This window comes from Archaeoglobus sp. UBA230 (genome assembly GCA_002507545.1).
In the GTDB taxonomy this organism is placed as follows: Archaea; Halobacteriota; Archaeoglobi; order Archaeoglobales; family Archaeoglobaceae; genus Archaeoglobus.
On the sequence record DAVR01000020.1, the window covers coordinates 11904 to 33322 of the forward strand.

The window sequence follows — 21419 nt, forward strand, 5'->3', positions numbered from 1 at the left end:
AATGCTGAGAGAAGCAGAAACTAAGGATGAGAAAATTTTCATTCTTCGGAATATCGTTGAGGTAAGAATTCCCAAAAAAGTGTATTCCAAGCTGGAGAAAAAGTATTCAAAGGAATACATCATCTCTTATTGTGACGCAAAGAGGGTTTTGAACAGAGTTACAGGGAGAGAACTCGTTTTTGTAACAAGAGAAAGTGGTATTCCGCTAATCGGACACTCCGCCTTTGGAATCATTGACAGGGGGACTAATTTACTGCAGGTAAGAACCATCACCGGCTGCAACCTGAACTGCATCTTCTGCAGTGTGGATGAAGGTAAGAAGAGCAAAACAAGGAGAACTGACTACATCGTTGAGCCGGATTACATGCTTCAGGAACTTGAGAAAGTTGTCGAGTTCAAAGGAGAGGGGGTTGAGGTACACCTTGATGGGCAGGGTGAACCACTGCTTTATCCGTATTTTGAATATTTTGTGGAGAGAGTGAGCAGGATCAAGGGAGTGGATGTGATATCTGTTCAGAGTAACGGCACATTGCTAAATGAGGAGAAGATAGCAGCGATTGAGGACCACGTCACAAGGGTAAACTTATCAATGAGCTCTCTTGAGAGTAAAATTGCGAAAACTCTGCATGGGCCATACAACGTTGAGAGAGTTAAGGAGGTGGCTGAGATGATTGCAAACAGCAAAATGGATTTGCTCATAGCTCCAGTCTGGGTTCCGGGTTACAATGACAAAGAGATACCGAAGATAATTGAGTTTGCACTGGAAATCGGTGCTGGCAAGAAGTATCCGCCACTTGGCATTCAGAAGTACATCCCATACAGGTTTGGAAGAAAGGCAGGGAAAAGCATGTCATTCAGGGAATTTTACAAGAGGCTTGCTGAGTATGAGAAAGAATACGGGGTTAAGCTCATTTTAAAACCTGAGGACTTCGGGATGGAAAAGAGGCCAAAGTTGGGCTGCCCCTTCAAAAAAGGAGAGGTTGTGAGGGCGAGAATTGTGGCTGAGGGAAGACTTTCTGGAGAAAAGCTGTGTGTGGTTAGAGGGAGGAGCGTGGCAGTAATGACGGAGAAGAAAGTGGGAGATGTTGTAGAATTTGAGGTCGTGAGGACTAAGGACGGCATAGTGGTGGGGGTGGAGAGGTGAAGGTTCTAATCTCATCAAGTGTGAAGGAGGGACTGGAGGAACTGGTGAAGGAGCTTGTGGAGTTGGGGTTCGAGATTCTTGCCACTGAGGGAACGGCGAAATATCTGGCGGAGAAGGGAGTTAAAGTTACACGTCTCTCTCAAATCACGGGGATTGAGGAGAACCGAGAACTCAAAACCATACACCCAGAGATATACAGGATGATATTTTCAGGGAAAATAAAGGCTGTTGTTGTAATCCCCTACCAGTTCGAGAAGAATCCCTGTAAGGAGAACATTGACATAGGAGGCATCTCACTGCTAAGAGCTGCAGCAAAGGCAGGAGTGCTGGCAGCCTACGATGTTGAAGGCTTTAGAGAACTTATTGAGGTGCTGAAAGGTGATATTGATTGGAAGGAAAATGCAGCAAGAGTTTTCGGATTTACAGCAGAATACGACAGGAAGATTGCGGAGTGGTTTGAGAATGAAGCACCTTGAGTTCAAAAAAAAGTATGCCGATTTACTTTTGAGTGGAGAAAAAAGGGTTACAATAAGGAACTGGACCAATTTAAAAGAAGGAGATGAAGCTTACGTTCACTGTGGTGGGAAAATAATTGGAAAGGCAAGGATAAAGGCTGTAGAGCGGAAGAAGATTTCTGAACTATCTGATGAAGAGGCGAGGCTCGACGGTTTTAAAAATAAAGAAGAAATGCTGGAAGAACTTGAGAAAATGGGTTATGGGGATGAGGTTTACGTTATTCGCTTCGATTTTGAGCCTGTTAAATTTATAAACCCTCACAACATGTACTATGGCAATGCTGATTTGGTGGAGATAGCCAAGAAGAGCTTGAAACATCTCGATCTTGATGAGAGAGATAAAGAGGTGCTTGCAACATTTTTGAAGTATGGGAGCATTAGAAGAGCTGCAAGAAGGCTTGGAGGAAGCAGGAAAAGGGGTGAGATAAGGAAAGTTTTGAGGAAGTGCTATTCTAATCTCGTAAGGCTTGGTTTAATTTAGCTAAATTATTGTTTTTATTATTTATATATCACTCGCCAAACATCAACAAGCTATTTGCCAAAAAACTAATATTTAAAGACGATAAAATCGGACCATGAGGCTGGACGATCTTAGAGTTCATACTCTTGCAGTTCCGCTTCGTGAGCCTATTCAGTTTTCGTGGGAACCCTTTCCACGCCCTGTTTATGTCTTCAGTATTGTTGAGGTGGAGAGTGGGGGATACAAGGGCTATTCGGCAATTGAGTTTGGTACAGCTTACAAGCACTTCCTTGAAACTACAGTCAGGCTGACAATTCAGGGTTTGGACATGGAAATTGAAAAAGTAGACATTCGGTTACTTGAGATCGGTAGCTGGGCGATACAAAGGCTTGGCGCTCTTGAAGTTGCAATCTGGGATTTGATGGCAAAAAGAGAAGGCTTACCACTATACAGACTTCTCGGAGGGGCGAGAAAGAAGGTTAAGGTCTATGCGAGCACTGGCAGACTACTCAATCCAAAAGAAACGCTGAAGCTTGTTGAAAGGTATGCAGAGATTGGAATTGATGTTGTGAAGCTGAGGTTTAGGAGGGCAAGGGTCAAGGACGATCTTGAAGTGCTGAAAGCCGTTGTTAAGGAATTTCCGGATATAAAGCTTGCAATTGACGCAAATCAGGCATGGAGTTACACTCCACCATACTGGAGCAGGAAAACCGCTCTGAAGGTTGCGAGGGAACTTGAAAAATATGATGTGTTATGGCTTGAGGAACCGCTCTGGAAGGATGACGTTGAGGGTTACAGATGGCTTAGAGAGAACACCACAGTTGAAATATCTGGCGGGGAACTCGAACATGGCTTGCAAAGGTTCAGGATGCTGATTGAAGGCGGTGCCTTTGACATTGTGCAGGCAGATGCCGTTTATTCGAACGGAATCAGTGAGTGTAGAAAAGTTGCAGCAGTTGCGGAAGCTTTCAATCTGAAGTTTATGCCCCATGCTTGGGACCCAGGTTTGGGATGGCTCGCAAATTTACATCTTGCTGCCTCACTACCCGAGAAACTCTGCCCCTACATCGAGACCCCCCTCGACCCGCTGTGGTGGGATGAAGTGATGTTTGGAGTGCTGGATGACAGCGTTGAAATTGAGAAGGGCTACGTAAAGCTTCCTGAGAGGGGCGGACTCGGACTTGAGCCAGATGATGAAAAATTGAAAAAGTTCAGAATAGCTTGAAATTACGTAACCGATCAGCCGTAGCCAACGAAGGGCTTTGTTGCGACCTGCATCCTTTCCGTCCTCATCCTCTCCTCGAATCTCTCGTAGAAGTTGATCATCGTCTCGTTAACGCTCGGCTTAACTTTCTTCAGAGCTTCAAGGAAATGTCTCATTTCTACTTTTTCTGCATTTATGTTTTCTCTAATCGCCAGCATCACAGCCTCCCTGCATATCGCCTCTATATCTGCCCCAACGTAACCCTCGGTCAGGTCAGCAAGTTCTTCAAGGTCAACATCGTCTGAGAGTGGTGTGTCCTTGGTGTGGATTCTGAATATTGCCAGCCTGCTCCTCTTGTCTGGCGGCCTGACGTAAACGAGTCTGTCAAATCTACCTGGCCTGAGCAACGCTGGGTCGAGTATATCCGGTCTATTCGTCGCACCTATAACAACGACACCATGCAACTCCTCAAGTCCGTCCATTTCCGTTAGCAACTGGTTTAATACCCTCTCTACTGCTCTGCTCCCCTCATCAATCCCTCTTAACTGTGCGATGGCATCAATCTCGTCAAAGAAGATTATACATGGGGCAACCTGTCTCGCCTTTCTGAATATCTTTCTTACAGCCTTCTCACTCTCTCCGAGCCATTTGCTCAGAATCTGCCCACCTTTAATGCTTATAAAATTCGCCTCGCTCTCATTCGCCACAGCCTTGGCTATCAATGTCTTTCCAGTTCCGGGTGGACCGAAAAGCAACACACCCTTCGGAGGTTTGATTCCAAACTTCTTGAACTTCTCTGGGAACTTAAGAGGCCATTCTACCGCCTCGATAATCTCCCTCTTAACGTCTTCAAGTCCTCCCACATCATCCCATGTAACCTTCGGAATCTCCACAAACACCTCTCTCATAGCTGATGGTTCAATCTCTCGCAGAGCATCCATGAAGTCATCCCAAGTCACTTTTATTGACTCAAGAAGCTCCAGCGGTATCTCGTCTTCGTTGAGGTCTATCTGTGGCAAGTATCTCCGCAAGGCTTTCATTGCAGCTTCTTTACAGAGCGCTTCAATGTCTGCACCGACAAATCCATGGGTCTGATCCGCAAGACTGCGAAGCATAGACCTTGTTATTTCAACTTCGAGCTCATTTAGGACTTCTGGTGGTAGCAGATTTTTGGCTGCAGCTCTAACTTCTTCATCGTCTTCATAGTTCTTAACCTCATCATATAAGAAGTCGAGAATCTTAAGTGTTTCAGCATCCTCTATGTTTCTCTTGCATCTTTCAATGGCTTCAAGAACGAACTCTCTGCTATATTTTGGCTCCAAAGGCATATTCCTTGTGTGTATCTGGAAAATTTCGTATCTCCCCTCTCTGTCTGGCACTCCAATCTCAATTTCTCTGTCAAATCTCCCTGGTCTCCTTAGCGCAGGATCAACGGCGTCAATTCTGTTGGTTGCTCCAATGACAATCACCTGCCCTCTCTCCTCAAGTCCATCCATCAAAGTCAAAAGCTGCGCAACAACCCTCCTTTCGACTTCTCCGGTGACGTCTTCTCTCTTGGGGGCAATCGAGTCAATTTCGTCAATGAATATAATTGACGGCGAATTTTCCTTTGCCTCCTCGAATATCTCCCTTAACCTCTGCTCTGACTCTCCATAGAACTTGCTCATTATCTCCGGTCCGTTGATCGTGTAGAAGCTCGCACCGATCTCATTCGCCACAGCCTTGGCTATCAATGTCTTTCCAGTTCCGGGTGGACCGAAAAGCAACACACCCTTCGGAGGTTCAATTCCAAGCCTCTGGAACAGTTCTGGATACCTCAGCGGAAGCTCAATAACTTCTCTGACCTTCTGAAGCTCGTCCTTCAGCCCACCAACATCCTCGTAAGTCACACCAGCCTTTCCGAATCTTTCAAACCCCTTTGCTGGTCTATCCCTGTAAACGACCTTTGTTGTTTCATCAATGACAACGGGCCCCTTAGGCTCTGTTTTAACCGCCACAAACACGACCGCCTGATTCTGCTGGTTGTATCTTCCAAATCCTGAAAGGGCTGGAGCGCCAACGAGAGGGACAAGGTCCCCTTCGACAACAGGTCTCTTTAAGAACTGGTGCTTCAGGTATTCGCCAATATCCACTCCGTAGATTCTAAGGTCCATCTTCTTGAGAGGGGCGAGAATGACAGTCTTGGCTGATTGATACTCGACCTTCCTTACTTTCACGACGTCTCCAACTCCAACTCCAGAGTTCTCTCTGATAAAGCGGTCAATCCTTATTATGTTCTTGCCCCAGTCCCTCTTGGGAGCCCTCCAAACCTTGGCAACAGTCTTTCTAGCCCCCTCTATCTCTATTATGTCTCCGGGTGATATCTGAAGCTTTAACATTGTGTCAGGATCGAGGCGAGCAATCCCCCTACCCGAATCGCTCGGGTATGCCTGATTAACTTTAAGCGTGATTTCCATACTCATCACCTACCTAAACAGTTTTTATTTTAGAGATAAAAAAGACTTGTGGTGATGTGATGAAAGTTGCAATATTCGATGCTTTCAATGGTGCTGGAGGAGATATGATCTTGGCCACCTTAGTCGATTTAGCAATCAGAGAATCTGAGATTTATGAAATTATATCGCTTCTCGACCTTAAAGTTGATTGCCAACTCAAGAAGGTTAATGTGAAGGGTATAGAGGCGAGAAGGGTTGTTGTGGAGGTAAAGGAAGATGTTATGAGGAGATATCAAGATGTGGTGTCGCTGATAAGGTCTTCAGACCTTGATAATGACGTTAAAGCCGATTCTTTGGCGATATTTGAAATACTGGCGAAAGCGGAGGGTAAAGTGCACGGCAGAGATTACAGAGAGGCTGTTTTTCACGAAGTTGGAGCAGATGACGCCATATTTGACATCGTTTGCTGCGTTAAAGGAATCAGAAATTTGGTGGATAGGGGATATAAGTTATTTGCAACTCCTATCAGGATAGGAAGTGGTTTTACGGAATTCTCTCACGGTAAATACCCAGTCCCACCTCCAGCAGTTCTCGAAATTCTAAAAAATGCGAAAGTAAAAGTCATTTTTGACGGGGAAGGAGAGTTACTGACCCCAACTGCAGCGACAATCATTTCTTACTACTGCGAAAACCTTCCAGCTATACCAATAAATGTCGAGAATGTGTCTTATGGGGCTGGCAGCAAAGAAACAGAAATACCAAACGTCCTTAGGCTTATTCTGGGTAGAACTGAGATACACGACAGCATTGCCGTTGTTGAGACAACAGTTGATGATGTCAGTGGGGAGTTCGTGGGATACGCTATTGAAAGATTGCTCGGATTCGATGGTGTGCTTGATGTAACAACTCTTCCAGCATTTGGAAAGAAGATGAGACCAGTTTCGCTAATAAGAGTGATTGCAGAATTGAACAAGGCTGAGGAGGTTGCTTCTGAAATCATGCGACTTACAGGAAGTCTTGGTGTGCGCATAATTCCTGTCCACCATCGGGTTATTGCGGGGAGGGAGCAGGGAACGATCAGAGTAAGAATATCTGGCAAAGAGTTTGAGGTAAAGTTTAAGCGCTCCACGCCCGGTTTTGGGCATGTAAAGCCCGAGTTTGATGATATTGCGAGAATAGCAGATGAGCTAAATATGCCAATCCATGTAGTGTATCGGAAGGTAGTGAAGGTGCTGGAGGATGTTGATTCCAACAGGAAGTAAGTGCATAGATTCGTTACTTGGAGGGGGGATTGAGACCGGAACGGTTACCCAGATATATGGCCATAGCGGGACAGGGAAGACAACACTCTGTCTGATGGTGGCCAAAAATGCAGCTAAGGATTACAAGGTTGCCTACATTGATACTGAGGGCTTGTCGGCAGAGAGGGTGAAGCAAGTTTTTGGTGACGTCAGCCTTTTTTCGAATGTTTTCGTCTATGAGGTTTTTCAGTTCAGACAGCAGGGTGTTGCATTAAAGGAGGCTGAGAAGCTGTGCAGGAGCGAGAAGGTAAAACTCATAGTTGTTGATTGCTTCACATCTCTTTATCGCAGCGAGCTTGAGGATGAGAAGAAGCAAATCAAGATAAAGAGGGAGTTAACTTCTCAACTCACTTTTTTGCTTGGAATAGCGAGAAAGTATGATGTTGCTGTAGTTATAACAAATCAGATGTTCTCAGACGTCAGCTCTGGTATAGACCGTCCTCTCGGAGGTCCGAGCCTTGATCACCTCTCAAAGGTCGTTCTGGCGCTTGAAAGGGATGATGAGGGAGTTAGAAAGGCTACGCTTGTAAAGCATAGATGGATGAAGGAGGGAAGAAGTTGCTTTTACCGCATAACCGATAGGGGAATAGAGCCCTGATTATTTCAGAAGTGGAAGACTGCCCGTAACCTTGTCTATTCTTTTCTCCTCATCAGGACCGATCACAACAGCAGTAATCGTTCCCGGTGGGATTTCAGTCAGACCGGCATCCTGGACGATGCCAGTTACAAGCCTCTCCCTCTCAGCCCTGTACTTTATTCCCATAAGCTCCTCAAGACTCTTAACTTTCAGAACAACCTTTTTCTGCCCCTCATCAATCCATCTTCTCCTTACAGCAGGATCGGAGCGAAGATAGCCGATTATTGCAGCATGAGCTACCTGAACTGCCAGCTTTCCCCTCGATAACTTCAGATCGTCCCTTACAACTATAACCTGCTTTAGGGACATTACCCTTACTCCTCTTCCTCACTCCTCTTCCCCAAAACCGTAACTTTTCAGCTCCTCAAGGCTTACAGGCTTTGATTTTTCTTCAACCCATTTTTTACCAACTTCAACCGCTTCTTTCTCATCAAATTCGGAAACAACGATCTTGTCTCCGTCAACTGACTTTATACAATTTTTCGGCACAGCAAGAAATTCTGAGCCAACCTTGACTATAAGGTAGTCACCATAAACATCTATGCTCTCACCAAACTCCTCATCACCGCGGAAAACGTACATGCATATCAGGTCCATGGTTGAAGTATCTGACAATTTTAAAAGTTTTGCCTCTACAGTTCCACTTTTATCCCCAATCTCGCTGCATCTTTCCTCAGCCTTTTATCGTATGTGGCGAGCTTTCCGTACCTTTCCGCTACAGCGAGAATTACCATGTCGTTAAATCTTGCAGGATTATCCGTGAGTTCAAGAGCCTGCCGGTGAAATTCCGATTCTTGCAGGTGGCATGTACAAACACATCTTGCTGTTGGTGGGCCGGACATAGATGCCAATCCCGGATGGTTCTGGAGCTACGGTTACAGCGTAGCCCCACAGGAGCTTGCAGATGATAGTTGATCGATTACTCCTCCTGAACTTTTTTATTAGCCAATGCTCCCATCACCTTTTCAATAACGAGGGCCATTATAATCACAAAAATCACCGTCAAGATCAGGCGTAAGGCCATGAACTCCACACCGAGAAACTGAAGCTCGACCATCTCCTGGGGAAGCTTTATGCATGACCACGCGGACAGGAATATCACGATATTGGATACTCGTGCACCCTTCTTAAGAAGGCTTGCAGCCAGTGGAAAGGCAACATACAATGGGCCAGTTGGCAGTGCACCCAAAAATAAAGAGAGGAAGAATCCTTTCACCCCAGACGTCTTTCCAAGGTGTTTTACAACAGTCTCCTTCGAAACCCAAACTGCGAAAAGACCCATCACAACCATGACTGCCGGGAAGACCATCATCATCTCGACAAAGTACTCCCACATCGTGGTTAGGATTGTCTCCTGTTTCTCGGGGAAGATGAGCAGTATTGTTGTAGCAGCTATCGCAACCATACCAAGAGCAACCCACTCCCTCCTTCCTGTCATAAGATCGCCCCCATTATTAAGGCTATCGCTATTGCGATAATGAAGCTCAGACCATTTCGCGAAAGTGCCATCTCCTTGCCCAGCTCCTTTATTTCTAAAGGCAGTGTCACTGTACCGATCATCGTCAGCGTGGTGATGAAGGCGGCAACCGCACTGATTGATGCCCCTTTTTCAAGTAATGAGGCTGCCAGAGGGAAGGATAGAAGAGAGGGAATGTGGAGGATAGAGCCTACCACCCCCACCATCAAAACACCAAGAACTCCAGACTGCTCTCCAACGAATTTTGTTATCTGTTCAGAAGTTACAAAACCGAGAATGAGACCTATGACGATAAGAATCACGAAGAGCATGGGAAGCAGTCTCACAAAGGAGATGGCGGCGATTTTCAGAGACATCACCGCTCTCTTCCTGTCCTTCGCAAACGCAACCAGCAGAATAATGATAGCTATAGCATTTACAACAATTGCAGTAACACTCATTTCAATCACCCTCTGGAAGTCAACCACAAGCTCTTTTTATTTTCCGGTGCGCCTCCACTCTTCGATGTTTCAAAACATTTTTAAAATTATAATCAAAAATCGTTTCGGTGATGCTATGGCGAAAATTTCTGGAGGAGAATTGCTTGTGAAGTGTCTAATTAAAGAGAACGTCAAATACGTCTTCGGTGTTCCGGGTGGGCAGCTTCTGACTTTCCTCGATGCGATAAAGAGGGTTGGAGAGAAGCACGGAATGAAGTTTGTGAACTGCAGACATGAACAAGCTGCTGCGAGTATGGCAGATGCCTATGCCAGAGTGAGCGGTGAGGTTGGTGTTTGCGTCGGCACAATTGGGCCGGGAGGAGCGGATTTGGTGCCAGGAGTATATCCTGCCTACGCTGACAATGTTCCGATGATCGTGATAACGGCTCAAAACCAGAGCTGGAAGAGCTATCCTGACCACGGTTCGATGCAGGCTTTGGATCAGTATCATCTTTTCAAGCCCATTACAAAGTGGAATGCTGTAGTATCGCACTGGGAGAGGATTCCGGAGCTTGTGCAGAGGGCATTCAGAATGGCAACATCGGGTAGGCCGGGGCCAGTACACCTCGATTTTCCCTCTGATGTACTGTACAACGGAGAAGAGGAGAGTTATGTCAAATTATATCCTCCTGAGAGGTACAGACCAACAAAACCACCTGTGGGTAATCCCGAGCTTGTTGAAAAGGCTGCAGAGATGCTTTACAATGCCGAAAGACCGTTAATTCATGCTGGAACTGGTGTTTTGAGAGCGAAGGCTTGGAATGAGTTAAAGGAGCTTGCTGAGTATCTTGGAGCTGTAGTTACAACAACTATGGGTGGAAGAGGGTCAATCCCAGAAGACCACCCCCTCTGCATCCTCCCTTCAAGTCCTGCAGCGATAACAGCGCAAAATGAGGCAGATGTTGTTCTTATTGTTGGTAGTAAAATGGGCGATCTGGATTTCTGGGGAAGGCCACCAGCTTGGGGTGATCCGGATGTGCAAAAAACCATTCAGATAGACATAGACCCTGAAATGATTGCTCTGAACAGACCCGTTGACATCGGCATTGTGGGGGATGCAAGGGAAACCTTGAAAGCATTGATCGAGGCTGTGAAGAGGAAAGGTGATAGAAGGAAGCCCGTTGAGAGACTTGCTGAGTATAAAAAGATGCAGAATGAGTGGCTTGAAAGCTTTTTGAAGCAGGCGGAGAGCAACGAGAAGCCGATGCATCCGTTGAGAGTGATAAAGGAGGTAAGGGATTTCTATCCGAGAGATGCGATTTCGTGCATTGATGGTGGCAATACTGCAGTCTGGGCATCCTATCTTAACAGAATTTACGAGCCGAACACGTTTCTGTGGGCTGCCGATTCGGGACATCTTGGCACTGGCTTGCCATACGCCATTGGAGCAAAGTTGGCAAATCCAGACAAGCCTGTTTACTTGATAGCGGGTGATGGTGCCTTTGGACTGACAATGGAGGAACTTGAGACTGCAAGCAGAGAGGAAGTGAAGGTTACAGCCATAGTAATGAATGATGGATGTTGGGGTATGATTAAAGGCTCGCAGAAAATGGGTTTTGGCGGAAGATTCATCGGGGTTGACTTCAAGGACGTGAGGTATGATAAGGTAGCGGAATCAATGGGCTGGTATGGACAGAGGGTTGAGGAACCTGAAGATTTGTCATCAGCACTTGACAAAGCTGAAAGTTCGGATAAACCAGCTCTACTGGACGTGAAAATATCTCAGGACATCAATCTGACTCCGCCCGACCTTATCACACTCTCTATCGTCTGGTTAGAGGGCTGCAACCCACCGGAGGTAGAATGAAAGCATTAGTTGTTGAGCTGAGTCTTGCGAAGGCCGCATTAACTCTTGTACTCAAGAAATTTACGAAAAGCGTATTCTACAGTCCCCTCTCACTCTTGAGATACTATCCGAACTATCCAGAGCCGAAAATGCCCGGAGAAGACTGGATAAAGGTAAGGACAAGGCTTTCAGGGATATGTGGGTCGGATATCAGGGTGATAACACTTGAGGAGAGCTTTTACTTGGAACCTCTAACATCTTTTCCCTTTATCCCAGGCCACGAGGTTGTCGGAACAGTTGAGGAAGTTGGTAATGCGGTGAAGGAGTTCTCGGAGGGAGATAGAGTCATACTAATTCCTGCTCTCTCATGTGTTGTCAGGGGGTTCGAGGAATGTGAAGCCTGCAGGAAAGGACACTACGCAATCTGCTACAACACAGATAGGGGCAAGTTGTCACCCGGTATTTTCACCGGAATATGCAGAGATACTGGAGGAGGCTGGGGAGAATATTTTGTCGCCCATGAAACCCAGCTGATGAAAATCCCAGACAGTATTAAGGATGAAAATGCAGTTTTTGCTGAGCCCATAACGGTTGGAATTCACTCTGCCTTACGGAGCTTTCCGAAGGATGATGAAATTGCAGCGGTTGTGGGTTGTGGGATTATAGGTCTCTGCACGATTGCAGCCTTGAGGCATCTCGGGTTCAAGGGCAAAATCGTCGGGATTGATGTGAGTGATAAGCAGGCAGAACTTGCAAAGAAATTTGGTGCTGATGAAGTAATAACGAGCAATCCGGTTGAAAAAATTGCTGAGATGACGAGTGGTAGAGTGTACGTCCCACCAAGGGACAAGCCAATGTTTGTGGGTGGCGGAGTTGATGTTGTCTTTGAATGTGTTGGTATCGCAGAGACCGTGGACTTAGCCTTAAGGATTGCAAAGCCACTCGGCAGAGTTGTTGTTGCTGGTACAGTTGCAAAAATGAATGTTGACTGGGCTCCAGTGTTTGCCAAAGAACTGAGTGTTATAGGAACCTTTGGATGTGGCATCGAGGAGGTTAACGGAGAGAAAAAGAGTGCCTTTGACATCGCTGTCGAAATGCTTCAAAAACAGGACTTTTCAGAGCTTTTGACCCACAGGTTCAGGATTGAGGAATACAAGAAGGCCTTATGGGCAGCTATAAATAAAAAAGATAGTGGGGCAATGAAGGTTGCCTTTGACTTCACTCTCTGAGAAAGATCGTTAGCAGAAAGGATAGTCCGAGAAGCGCTGCTGATAGCATTAAGGTTGAATCCCAATTCATACCTCTTGCCATACTCTCGAACTCGACGATTAGCAAGACAGAGCCGAGCTGTGATAGTAACCAGAGGGATGAATTTGCTGTCCCAGCATATTTTTCTCCTACGGACGTTGCTGATAAATCAAGAGCGAGTGGTAGGGCTGAAATGAAGAAGAATCCGAGAATGAAGAGAACAACCGCAAGCATGATAACGCCAAAGGTGAGTGTGTGGATATAGAAAAGAACAGCTGAAAGAGCAAAGCACACGAAAAGGAATGGTCTTCTCTTGCCAGCCCTGTCCGATAATGCAGGAATCAATATGCTGCCGAAAATTCCGCCGAAGAGCAGTGCAGAAGCCGTGAGGCCAGCAGTTTCTACGTCCAATCCATGATCTTCGAGAATCGGCTCGACCCATGTGAGATAGGCGGTGAATATCCCTACACCTATGAAGGCTATGATGGACAAAATAGAGACATTCCTATTTTTCAGCACGTCTATATATTCTTTCAACCTGTATTCCTCCTCAAACACCTCGGTCTCTGCTTCCTTTCCGAGGATGAAGAAAAGAAACAGCACAATGAAGGCAGCAACGCCGTAAATCAGGAGCATTTTTTCAAAGCCCAAAGTTACTGTTAGAACTGGTGTTAAGCTCAACCCCAAAATTGTGCCGATGAAAAGGGATATGCTTCCAAGACCCGTTGCAAGTCCTGCCTCTTCAGCTGGAAACCAGCTTTTTACAAGCTTAGAAATGCTGTTGAATATGAAAGGCTGCCCCACAGCAGCCAAAGTTTGGAAGATGAGGAGCAAAAGAAATGTAGTGGCAAAGACTCTGAGAACGCCGAATACTGCAAAAAATGCACTCCCAAGCAGAACAGCTTTTCTAAAACCCCTCTTATCAACGTAATAACCAATAGGAAGCGCAAGAATAATGAAAACTATTGGAAAAACCGCAGAAAGCAACCCCACTTCTGCATCTCCCACATTGTAAATCTCTTCGACGATTGGCAGAATGGGGGAGAAGGTTATCCACATGATCTGCGAGATTATTCCTGCCAAGATGTAGACCAGCAGAACAACCCACCTGTAGGATTTGGATTTCATACATTTTCAATAATTAATTTAGTATTTATTGGTTTTGGCAGTCTGAATTGGTGAAACGAACCGTGCACAAAGAAATTTTCTTGCGAGTTTTTCAGTTAACCGACCACAGGCAAACAATTGTTCAGTCCCCCTCAGCATTTAAAGTGGCAAACTTACGTTTGTGCTTCTGGCAAATGTGTGGATTTCAATCTTTTGGCCGTTGTAAAGTCCATTTTTAGATTCCTAACAGATTGATCGGGTATCTACTGCAACTTAGACATGATCTCTTCCCTCAATCTAACAACTTTCTGCATTCCGTCTCTGTGTCTCGTTACAATATTTTTGGATTCAAGATTTGTGAGTATTCTCGACACAGTTGCATGACTTAGATTGGTTCTTTTGGCAATTTCACTCTGATTCATCTCTCCATGGTTCAATAGACACTCGACAACTTTCCTCTCATTTGGATCAAGCAAGTTCAAAAACTCCTCCCTCATATCCATTTCATTATCAGAGACAGAATTATCAGTCCTGTACACCAGATACACAACAACCAAAACGAGTCCCACGAGGTAGTTCATTGTCAGACCAGCCAAAATCGCAATTGACCATAGATATGGATTTTTGTCGTTCTTTTTAGCATCGTAAAATACAGCAACTGGCGGTATACACAGTGCAGGAATCCACAGTATAAGCTCATAGACTCCCGGAATCATGGCTATCACCCTTCTTTACCGAGAGAAACGCAGAGAAAAAAGAACTGAGTATCCCAAAAACTACGTAAACGATCAGTATAAAAAGCGACTCCGAAGAAATTTGGCCAAAAACCAGCATCACAGTGACCAGGCTCACAATCAAAGATGTAAAGAACATCGGCGATAGATATAGCGCGGACTGCAAGCAAAGATATCCTGAAGGTATACCAATCCCAAATCTCCTTACACTCGAAATAAAAAAGTCGGATTCCTTCACCACCACAACCATTGCGGCAAATACTCCTGCATACTTAGAGGCGATAAAGTAAGGGTTGCTTTTCACACCACTCAGATATGTTTTCAACTCCTGTAACCTCTCCTCTCTCTGATAAACTTCAACTGCCGACGAGCTTATTGTTCTAACGTAATCCTCAGCTTTTTCAGGAGAGACTTTAAGTTTTATATATGCTTCTCCATACAAAGCGTGCATGGGAAGCTTATTTGCGTAATAATCTCTGAATTTTTCAGGGTATTCCAGAATTACATCTATGTTTCTATTGTAAGGTACTTCTACGACACCCACCACTGGGAGCGTAACGTTCCGGTCGCTGTGGATTGGTTTTAGCGTTACGATATCTCCCACATCCATACTCAATTTCTCGGCTAGATCCTTGGAGATTAGAACTCCATCCTCTTCCACTTCCCCCTTTACGATAACCGGCCGGTAATTCGTCATGTTCAATTTAGTAATCTCGCTAATCAGTATCCCCTCAACTCGTATGTCATTTAGCTTTAAATCCGTTACCAGCACAAACACTGCGCTATCAACAAAACTCCCGTTGAAAATCTCTTTGGCAAGACTTTCGTTTATCAAAGCTGTAACCTTTAAATCATACCCCGAGTTGGCAAATGGTGATATTTTCTCCCGAAATGATGATTCATAAGCTTCACCGAGATACAGAGAAGACAGCAATAACAAAGATAACAAAAGGGAAGTAGAAACCACTCTTTTTTTATTTCTCCTTACTTTGAAAATAAAATAAAAGTTATTCATGCTAACCCCCTTACCGATTCAGCTCACGTACAGGTAAGCCGTTGCAAAATAACCCTGGTGCACCAACACCCGCTAACACCAATCCCACTACAACTAGACACACTACCAGCTTCCTCATGCTGTGATATAGAGTGTGAAAGAGCTATTATATCTTACTTGAAAAAGTTGAAAAAGTTGAATGTTATCTGAAATCTTGGCTTGGTTAACTTCATCACTCTCTACAAACAAACCAATTACTTATTTAAATAGTGATGAAAACAAACAGTATGAGATTTGGTTTTTTCGACTCGGATGGGCTAAAACTGAGATACTTTGAATGTGGGGAGGGTGAGCCTTTAATCCTGATACATGGGCTTGGAGAATCCATCGAAGGATGGACCTTCCAGTACGATGAGTTCTCGAAGCACTTCAGGGTTATAGCTCTCGATTTAAGGGGTTTCGGGATGTCTGACGTTCCGGAAAGTATAGCAGTTGAGGATTTTGCCAGAGACGTGAAAAACCTGATGGACTATCTTGGATTGGATAAGGCGAACCTTCTGGGTCTTTCGATGGGTGGTGTTGTCTGCTTGGAGTTCTACAGGAAATATCCTGAGATGGTGAAATCTCTGATTCTTGCAAACACGCTCCACAAACTGCCCGAGGAGGCAAAGCCGATGTTCGAGCAGAGATTGAAGCTGCTTGAAAGCAGCCCGGATATGAGCCAGATTGCGGAGTTTATTGCGGAAATGTCTATCCACCAGGACAGGAAGGACTTGAAAGACATGGTCAGAACAATTATCAGGAAAAACAACAAGGAATTCTACGCCATGGTCACGGCAGAGATCGGCAGGGTTAACTATGAATCCCTGCTACCTCAGATTAAGGTTCCGACGCTCGTTATAGTTGCCGAGTATGACATTACAACCCCACCCGCCTTGGGTAGAGAGATTGCCCGGTTAATACCCGGCTCGAAAATAGTGGAAGTCAGGAACTCTGCCCATCTGGCAAAGCTGGAGAATCCAGAGGAGTTCAACAGGTATGTTGTTGAATTTCTAAAAAATTAAAGCTCTGAACACCAGTAATTGGCATTTTCCAAAAGAAGAGTGGAAGGCACGTGATAGCAGGGTTCCCTTGATCAAACATTTGAAGCGTATGTGAAACCACACAATCAGCAGGAGAAACGAGTATCATTTTTGAATTAGGCAGTTTTGTTCTGATAATTGTATGTGTGTAGTGGTTTAGTAAGGTTAAGCTAATTTTTTCAGGAAGTCTATCAACTAAATTAAGAAACGATGATTCACAAAGTTAAAGACGACAGAGATTTATATTCGTGTTGCTACAAGGGGATTCGGAAAATGAAATCCACTGGATTTGGGAGAATTATGGGAGGAACGGATGGTTTATATATGTTTACAACAATTGGAGATAATAGAATTATCGTATTTACTAAGAGGACAATATTGCATTTACCGAAAATGGATGTGAACACATGATTCCTGAAAACTTAAAAAAGTATGACTATCGGGAAAATCTAATAGTTGATAAAAACAATCCCATCTTAATTCAAAAGGCTTGGAGAGACCGGTTTTCGAGCGAGAGTCATTGGTGTGCAGGTTATGGTGGACAGGCGTATTTATCGAAGCCAAATAGTGAGGATGCTTTAACTTGGAATGTTTTTAGAACTCTTCAACTTTCTGGGAACCAAGGATTAAAAGTAGTATCTGATATTTTTAAAATCTCCAAAGTTGATAAAATGTTGTTTTGGGGTTGTGATGTTGAACATTATGGTGAAGAGCAGCAATTATTGAATATTTTAATTCAGACAATTGATGGTAGACATCAAGGAACGATGACCGAACCAGATTTAGTAATAATAACCGAAAAAGAGGTTGTTTTTGTGGAATGTAAATTGAATCAGAACAGCAGCACTTCACCATGGAAAGCTCAAGGAAAAGGAGCAGAAAAAAGATTCAAGACTTATGCAGAGATATTTCCAGAGATAAAAAGCGTTCCCGACTGGGTGACGGTATATCAACTGATTCGTCAGTACGTCTTCGCTAAATCATTGGGTGAATATCTTAAGAAAAAACCAGTTGTAATTCCACTAATCAATGGAAAACATAAAGAAATACTGTCGCCCTACTACCTGAAAGTAAAACGAAGCCCCCTGAACAAGAAAGATATCTTTCGGGAGTTCGTTACATGGCAAGATATCTCAGAAATAATCTCAGCATACGATCTACCAAATAGAGATACCATATTAGCAAAGATAGAGGAGGCTTTAAAACATGCCAAGTGAAAATGCAACGTCCAATAGCAGACATACGATTTGGCTCCACCCTCCAAAGCCCTTCACTCAAAATATGGCTTAGCTGTCACTTAAATTAATAGGTGAAAGGGCAAAATTCGACAGGAACAGACATATATTCGAATATATATTATTTTAGCTGAATTTATAGTCATAAAAAATAAATATAATGAAAACAAGTTTTAGAATGGAAAAAGAATTCGAAATACCGAAAAATAAGAAAGTGGTTATAGCTACATTTGCTATACTTTTGGTTTCCTTGATCATTGCCCTACATCTTTACACGGAGTTTCTCTGGTTCGAGTCTCTCAATCTCGAGTCCGTGTTCATAGCCATAGTGTATTACAAAGTTACCCTGTTTGTGACCTTTTTTGTTTCTGCTCTTGTTCTGCTCAGTCTCAATCATCTTGCACTTCAAAGAGTGAGTTATGAGTTTGGTGAATCTCTCAAACTGCCATTCTGGGTGGGTATATTACTAGCCCTAATAGTAGCTCTACTCTTTTCCAACGTTTGGCTGCAGTATGTTTACTTCACGAACTCGGTTGACTTCAACCTCAAAGATCCGATTTTTGGACTCGATGTCTCTTTCTATGTTTTCAAACTCCCATTCATCCAGACTATACTTTTCTTTTTCCTCACATTGCTATTACTTGCAATCTCAATTTCGGTAGCATACTATGTTTTCACATTCAGGTGGGAAAGTTTTGATGAATTCAAGGACAAGCTTCCTCGGATAGGGCATGTTCATATCTCTCTGCTTCTGGCTGGCATCTTCATCTTCATAGCGGCGTATTTCTACCTTGCGAGGTTTGATTTGCTGACTTCCCCACATGGGGCTGTAATGGGCGCCGGCTATACGGACGTAAACGTAAGACTTCCTGCAATGGGATTGATTGCGATATTGTCGCTTTTCTTTGCCGTAGTAAGTGTTTATCTTGGCTATAAACGAAACGTCGCTGCAATGCCCATACTTGTCGCCGTTCTGGTAGTTGCAATCCTTCTTTCCATTGTCGCTGTGCCTACTGTAGTTCAGAAGCTCAATGTTGAGCCAAATGAACTTCTAAAGGAGGAGGAATACATACAGTATGGTATTGATTTCACGAGATTTGCCTACGGATTAAACGTTAAGAAAATGTATTACTCTGCTGAGAACAACCTCAGCGTTGACACAATTGAGAGAAACCGTGGTACTATAGATAACATCAGAATCTGGGATCATAGACCGCTGCTCAGCGTTTACAGGCAGATGCAGCAGATAAGAACTTACTATTTCATAAATGACGTTGATGTAGATCGCTATTACATTGATGGAAGATATACACAGATAATGATCACTGCAAGGGAACTTTCAACCGATTTGCTATCGCCGAGAGCAAAAACGTGGCTTAACGAGCATCTGATATTTACTCATGGCTACGGTGTTGTTGCCTCGCCGGTGAATTCTGTAACCAAGGTGGGGTTGGCCGATCTGATAATTGAGGATATACCCCCAAAGGGAAAAATAGCTATTGAACGCCCTGAGATATACTATGGTGAGCTAACAACAAATTACGTAATCGTTAAAACAAAACAGAAGGAATTTGATTATCCGCTGGGCGAAGGAAATGTTTTGACAACTTACAATGGTTCTGGCGGAGTTAAACTCGATTCGTACTTTAAAAAACTCATATACGCAATAAAATTTGCCGACGTTAGTTTTCTGCTGAGCGATTACATCACAACGGAAAGCAGTTTGATGTTTCACAGGAATGTAATAGACAGAGTATCTACAATAGCACCCTTCCTCGTGTATGACAGAGATCCTTATATGGCTGTAATAGACGGAAAGCAGTACTGGATAGTTGATTCGTATACGACTTTGGACAAGTTCCCGTACTCTGCAAGATATCCGACATTCAATTACATTCGAAATCCGGTTAAGGTCTTTGTAGACACATACAATGGAACAGCTAAGTTCTATGTTATTCAGGAAGAGCCGGTGATCAAGGTTTTGATGAAAGCATTTCCAGACCTTTTTGTGTCAGCAGATAAAATGAGTGAAGAAGAGAGGGCTCACATAAGGTATCCGGTTGATCTGTTTGAAGTTCAGGCAAATATTTACGCAACCTTCCATATGGACGATGCCAAAACGTTCTACAACCGTGAGGATGTGTGGGTGATCCCGCAGGAAATTTTGGAGGATGAGAGAATACAAATGGAACCCTACTATGTTATACTAACCCTACCCGGAAACGACGAGCCGGAGTTCTTGCTAATGCTTCCGTTTAATCCAAAAGGAAGGGACAACATAATTGCTTGGATGGCAGCAAGATGCGATGAGAATTATGGTGAGTTAAGGCTGTATGAATTTCCGAAAGGCCAGCTGATTTATGGTCCTATGCAGATAGAGGCGAGAATAGATCAGAATGCCGAAATTTCCCAGTTATTCACACTCTGGGGGCAGGTTGGGTCGAAGGTCATCAGGGGTAATTTGCTTGTTATTCCCATAGAGAACTCGATACTGTACATTGAGCCAATCTATCTGAGAGCTGTAAATGCCCAGATTCCAGAGCTCAGAGGTGTTATAGTTGTTTACAGTGATGTACTGGCAATGAGACCAACACTTGACGAGGCTTTGATAACTGTATTTGGTGAGGAAGTCTCTGAAATCGTTGAAGAAGAGAGCGTTAAGGATCTTGTGAAGCAATTGGTTGAGCTTTACGACAGGGCGAGAGAGGAGGCAGGAGCTGGTAACTGGACTGGGTTTGGTGAGTACATTGAAAGGCTTGGGGACACCATTAGCAAGCTAAACCAGACTGCGGGGCGTTAACGTCTCCAGTTGTGTTTCTGGGACACACTCTCCGTGAACTTCGACCCATGAAACTCAAGAACTACACTTAAGATTTTATATTTTGAGTCTAACTTTATTGGTATGTTTGTAATCCAGGACAAGAAATACTACAACAAATTTGGGGTCTTCAGAAATAGAACCGACGCTGGAAACAAGCTTGCTGATTTAATTGTGCGACACCTCGATGTGGATGCAGATAAAACGGATGTAGTTGCGATACCAGCAGGAGGAGTCCCCGTAGCTTCGGCAATGGCTAAAAAAATCGGTTTGAAGTTGAAAGTATTGTTGGTATCGAAAATCCTATTTCCGTGGACGACCGAGGCTGGTTTTGGTGCACTAAGCATGTTCGGCGAGTTTGAGCTGAATGAGAGTGCAGTTCACCACTACAAGCTTAGTGATGAAGTCGTTAAGGAGCAGATAAAGAAGACTGAAGAAAAAATCGCAAAAAGGCTGGAGATGATTCCTGAAGAATGTTTAATTGGGGAGGGGAACGAGTTGGCATTCCTCGTTGACGATGGCTTGGCGTCTGGATATACAATGCTGGTGGCTTTAAAGAGTGCGAGAAGATTTTACGATAAAATCTACGTTGCCGTTCCCACAGCTTCTTCACATGCAGTTGATCTGGTTTCTGGAAAATGTGACGGCGTCTTCTGCATAAACCTGAGAGACATTTATCCCTATGCGGTCGCTGACGCTTACTTAGAGTGGCACGATGTCAGCGATGAGGAAATGTTAGAATTTTTAAAATAATTGGATTCTA

21 protein-coding genes are annotated in these 21419 nt (G+C 44.2%); 12 read left to right on the plus strand and 9 right to left on the minus strand.

Annotated elements, in window-relative coordinates; all coding sequences use genetic code 11:
* Nucleotide 1 precedes the first annotated feature (1 nt).
* From BP688_RS05175 to BP688_RS05190, 4 genes are all read left to right on the plus strand, one after another.
* Nucleotides 2-1144 (plus strand): radical SAM protein, encoded by a 1143-nt coding sequence (locus tag BP688_RS05175; protein WP_290624112.1) that lies wholly within the window; start codon nucleotides 2-4, stop codon nucleotides 1142-1144.
* Complete coding sequence (locus BP688_RS05180; protein ID WP_290624110.1) at nucleotides 1141-1620, plus strand: phosphoribosylaminoimidazolecarboxamide formyltransferase; 480 nt, start codon at nucleotides 1141-1143, stop codon at nucleotides 1618-1620. The genes BP688_RS05175 and BP688_RS05180 overlap by 4 nt, the downstream gene beginning before the upstream one ends.
* Nucleotides 1607-2140 carry an ASCH domain-containing protein gene (locus BP688_RS05185; protein WP_290597929.1) on the plus strand — a complete coding sequence of 178 codons (534 nt, stop codon included), beginning with the start codon at nucleotides 1607-1609 and terminating at the stop codon, nucleotides 2138-2140. Before BP688_RS05180 ends, BP688_RS05185 begins: the two co-directional genes overlap by 14 nt.
* A 94-nt stretch (nucleotides 2141-2234) precedes the next feature.
* The gene (locus tag BP688_RS05190) at nucleotides 2235-3344 is read left to right on the plus strand and encodes a mandelate racemase/muconate lactonizing enzyme family protein (protein ID WP_290597930.1); all 1110 of its coding nucleotides are present in this window, start codon (nucleotides 2235-2237) and stop codon (nucleotides 3342-3344) included.
* A 14-nt stretch (nucleotides 3345-3358) separates the two neighbouring features.
* Here BP688_RS05190 and BP688_RS05195 read toward each other — a convergent pair whose 3' ends face one another.
* Nucleotides 3359-5779 (minus strand): CDC48 family AAA ATPase, encoded by a 2421-nt coding sequence (locus tag BP688_RS05195; RefSeq protein ID WP_290597931.1) that lies wholly within the window; start codon nucleotides 5777-5779, stop codon nucleotides 3359-3361.
* A gap of 59 nt (nucleotides 5780-5838) precedes the next feature.
* Between BP688_RS05195 and larC the strand changes: the two genes are divergently transcribed.
* Nucleotides 5839-7020: a nickel pincer cofactor biosynthesis protein LarC gene (gene larC / locus BP688_RS05200; protein ID WP_290597932.1), complete on the plus strand. Its 1182-nt coding sequence runs from the start codon at nucleotides 5839-5841 to the stop codon at nucleotides 7018-7020.
* Nucleotides 6998-7657 carry a DNA repair and recombination protein RadB gene (radB, locus tag BP688_RS05205; protein ID WP_290597933.1) on the plus strand — a complete coding sequence of 220 codons (660 nt, stop codon included), beginning with the start codon at nucleotides 6998-7000 and terminating at the stop codon, nucleotides 7655-7657. The genes larC and radB overlap by 23 nt, the downstream gene beginning before the upstream one ends.
* Here the strand turns inward: radB and pth2 are convergent, their stop codons facing one another.
* The 5 genes from pth2 to BP688_RS05230 form a co-directional block, all read right to left on the minus strand.
* Nucleotides 7658-8005, minus strand: coding sequence for an aminoacyl-tRNA hydrolase (pth2, locus tag BP688_RS05210; protein ID WP_290597934.1), 348 nt, complete (start codon nucleotides 8003-8005; stop codon nucleotides 7658-7660).
* A gap of 18 nt (nucleotides 8006-8023) precedes the next feature.
* Complete coding sequence (locus BP688_RS05215) at nucleotides 8024-8293, minus strand: DUF5749 family beta-barrel protein (RefSeq protein ID WP_290597935.1); 270 nt, start codon at nucleotides 8291-8293, stop codon at nucleotides 8024-8026.
* Nucleotides 8294-8328: 35 nt separating this feature from the next.
* Entirely contained in the window at nucleotides 8329-8538 is a 210-nt protein-coding gene (locus BP688_RS05220; RefSeq protein WP_290597936.1) for a PIN domain-containing protein, read from the minus strand.
* 77 nt (nucleotides 8539-8615) lie between these two features.
* Nucleotides 8616-9134 (minus strand): permease, encoded by a 519-nt coding sequence (locus BP688_RS05225; protein ID WP_290597937.1) that lies wholly within the window; start codon nucleotides 9132-9134, stop codon nucleotides 8616-8618.
* Entirely contained in the window at nucleotides 9131-9613 is a 483-nt protein-coding gene (locus tag BP688_RS05230; protein WP_290597938.1) for a permease, read from the minus strand. Before BP688_RS05230 ends, BP688_RS05225 begins: the two co-directional genes overlap by 4 nt.
* Nucleotides 9614-9728: 115 nt before the next feature.
* On the opposite strand from BP688_RS05230, the gene BP688_RS05235 reads away from it, so the two are divergent.
* Entirely contained in the window at nucleotides 9729-11459 is a 1731-nt protein-coding gene (locus BP688_RS05235; RefSeq protein ID WP_290597939.1) for a thiamine pyrophosphate-binding protein, read from the plus strand.
* Nucleotides 11456-12667, plus strand: coding sequence for a zinc-dependent alcohol dehydrogenase (locus BP688_RS05240; RefSeq protein ID WP_290597940.1), 1212 nt, complete (start codon nucleotides 11456-11458; stop codon nucleotides 12665-12667). Before BP688_RS05235 ends, BP688_RS05240 begins: the two co-directional genes overlap by 4 nt.
* On the opposite strand, the gene BP688_RS05245 is transcribed toward BP688_RS05240, so the two are convergent.
* From BP688_RS05245 to BP688_RS05255, 3 genes are all read right to left on the minus strand, one after another.
* Nucleotides 12657-13814, minus strand: a complete 1158-nt coding sequence (locus BP688_RS05245) for an MFS transporter (protein WP_290624108.1) — start codon at nucleotides 13812-13814, stop codon at nucleotides 12657-12659. The two genes, BP688_RS05240 and BP688_RS05245, sit on opposite strands and share 11 nt — an antisense overlap.
* Nucleotides 13815-14056: 242 nt before the next feature.
* Nucleotides 14057-14509 carry a helix-turn-helix transcriptional regulator gene (locus BP688_RS05250; protein WP_290597942.1) on the minus strand — a complete coding sequence of 151 codons (453 nt, stop codon included), beginning with the start codon at nucleotides 14507-14509 and terminating at the stop codon, nucleotides 14057-14059.
* Complete coding sequence (locus tag BP688_RS05255; RefSeq protein ID WP_290597943.1) at nucleotides 14490-15362, minus strand: ABC transporter permease family protein; 873 nt, start codon at nucleotides 15360-15362, stop codon at nucleotides 14490-14492. The genes BP688_RS05250 and BP688_RS05255 overlap by 20 nt, the downstream gene beginning before the upstream one ends.
* A 446-nt stretch (nucleotides 15363-15808) precedes the next feature.
* On the opposite strand from BP688_RS05255, the gene BP688_RS05260 reads away from it, so the two are divergent.
* The 4 genes from BP688_RS05260 (at nucleotide 15809) to BP688_RS05275 (ending at nucleotide 21409) form a co-directional block, all read left to right on the plus strand.
* Nucleotides 15809-16585 carry an alpha/beta fold hydrolase gene (locus BP688_RS05260; protein ID WP_290597944.1) on the plus strand — a complete coding sequence of 259 codons (777 nt, stop codon included), beginning with the start codon at nucleotides 15809-15811 and terminating at the stop codon, nucleotides 16583-16585.
* A 425-nt stretch (nucleotides 16586-17010) separates the two neighbouring features.
* Nucleotides 17011-17820 (plus strand): PGN_0703 family putative restriction endonuclease, encoded by an 810-nt coding sequence (locus tag BP688_RS05265; protein ID WP_290597945.1) that lies wholly within the window; start codon nucleotides 17011-17013, stop codon nucleotides 17818-17820.
* Nucleotides 17821-18016: 196 nt separating this feature from the next.
* Nucleotides 18017-20638 carry a UPF0182 family membrane protein gene (locus BP688_RS05270; RefSeq protein ID WP_290624106.1) on the plus strand — a complete coding sequence of 874 codons (2622 nt, stop codon included), beginning with the start codon at nucleotides 18017-18019 and terminating at the stop codon, nucleotides 20636-20638.
* A gap of 102 nt (nucleotides 20639-20740) precedes the next feature.
* Nucleotides 20741-21409, plus strand: coding sequence for a phosphoribosyltransferase (locus BP688_RS05275; protein WP_290624104.1), 669 nt, complete (start codon nucleotides 20741-20743; stop codon nucleotides 21407-21409).
* The last annotated feature ends 10 nt before the right edge of the window (nucleotides 21410-21419 follow it).

Bases quoted from the DNA above. Each gene is read 5' to 3' on its own strand.
- BP688_RS05175 (WP_290624112.1), top strand. From the start codon at position 2: ATGCTGAGAGAAGCAGAAACTAAGGATGAGAAAATTTTCATTCTTCGG.
- BP688_RS05185 (WP_290597929.1), top strand. From the start codon at position 1,607: ATGAAGCACCTTGAGTTCAAAAAAAAGTATGCCGATTTACTTTTGAGT.
- BP688_RS05190 (WP_290597930.1), top strand. From the start codon at position 2,235: ATGAGGCTGGACGATCTTAGAGTTCATACTCTTGCAGTTCCGCTTCGT.
- BP688_RS05195 (WP_290597931.1), bottom strand. From the start codon at position 5,779: ATGGAAATCACGCTTAAAGTTAATCAGGCATACCCGAGCGATTCGGGT.
- larC (WP_290597932.1), top strand. From the start codon at position 5,839: ATGAAAGTTGCAATATTCGATGCTTTCAATGGTGCTGGAGGAGATATG.
- radB (WP_290597933.1), top strand. From the start codon at position 6,998: ATGTTGATTCCAACAGGAAGTAAGTGCATAGATTCGTTACTTGGAGGG.
- pth2 (WP_290597934.1), bottom strand. From the start codon at position 8,005: ATGTCCCTAAAGCAGGTTATAGTTGTAAGGGACGATCTGAAGTTATCG.
- BP688_RS05215 (WP_290597935.1), bottom strand. From the start codon at position 8,293: ATGGACCTGATATGCATGTACGTTTTCCGCGGTGATGAGGAGTTTGGT.
- BP688_RS05220 (WP_290597936.1), bottom strand. From the start codon at position 8,538: ATGTCCGGCCCACCAACAGCAAGATGTGTTTGTACATGCCACCTGCAA.
- BP688_RS05225 (WP_290597937.1), bottom strand. From the start codon at position 9,134: ATGACAGGAAGGAGGGAGTGGGTTGCTCTTGGTATGGTTGCGATAGCT.
- BP688_RS05230 (WP_290597938.1), bottom strand. From the start codon at position 9,613: ATGAGTGTTACTGCAATTGTTGTAAATGCTATAGCTATCATTATTCTG.
- BP688_RS05235 (WP_290597939.1), top strand. From the start codon at position 9,729: ATGGCGAAAATTTCTGGAGGAGAATTGCTTGTGAAGTGTCTAATTAAA.
- BP688_RS05240 (WP_290597940.1), top strand. From the start codon at position 11,456: ATGAAAGCATTAGTTGTTGAGCTGAGTCTTGCGAAGGCCGCATTAACT.
- BP688_RS05245 (WP_290624108.1), bottom strand. From the start codon at position 13,814: ATGAAATCCAAATCCTACAGGTGGGTTGTTCTGCTGGTCTACATCTTG.
- BP688_RS05250 (WP_290597942.1), bottom strand. From the start codon at position 14,509: ATGATTCCGGGAGTCTATGAGCTTATACTGTGGATTCCTGCACTGTGT.
- BP688_RS05260 (WP_290597944.1), top strand. From the start codon at position 15,809: ATGAGATTTGGTTTTTTCGACTCGGATGGGCTAAAACTGAGATACTTT.
- BP688_RS05265 (WP_290597945.1), top strand. From the start codon at position 17,011: ATGATTCCTGAAAACTTAAAAAAGTATGACTATCGGGAAAATCTAATA.
- BP688_RS05270 (WP_290624106.1), top strand. From the start codon at position 18,017: ATGGAAAAAGAATTCGAAATACCGAAAAATAAGAAAGTGGTTATAGCT.
- BP688_RS05275 (WP_290624104.1), top strand. From the start codon at position 20,741: ATGTTTGTAATCCAGGACAAGAAATACTACAACAAATTTGGGGTCTTC.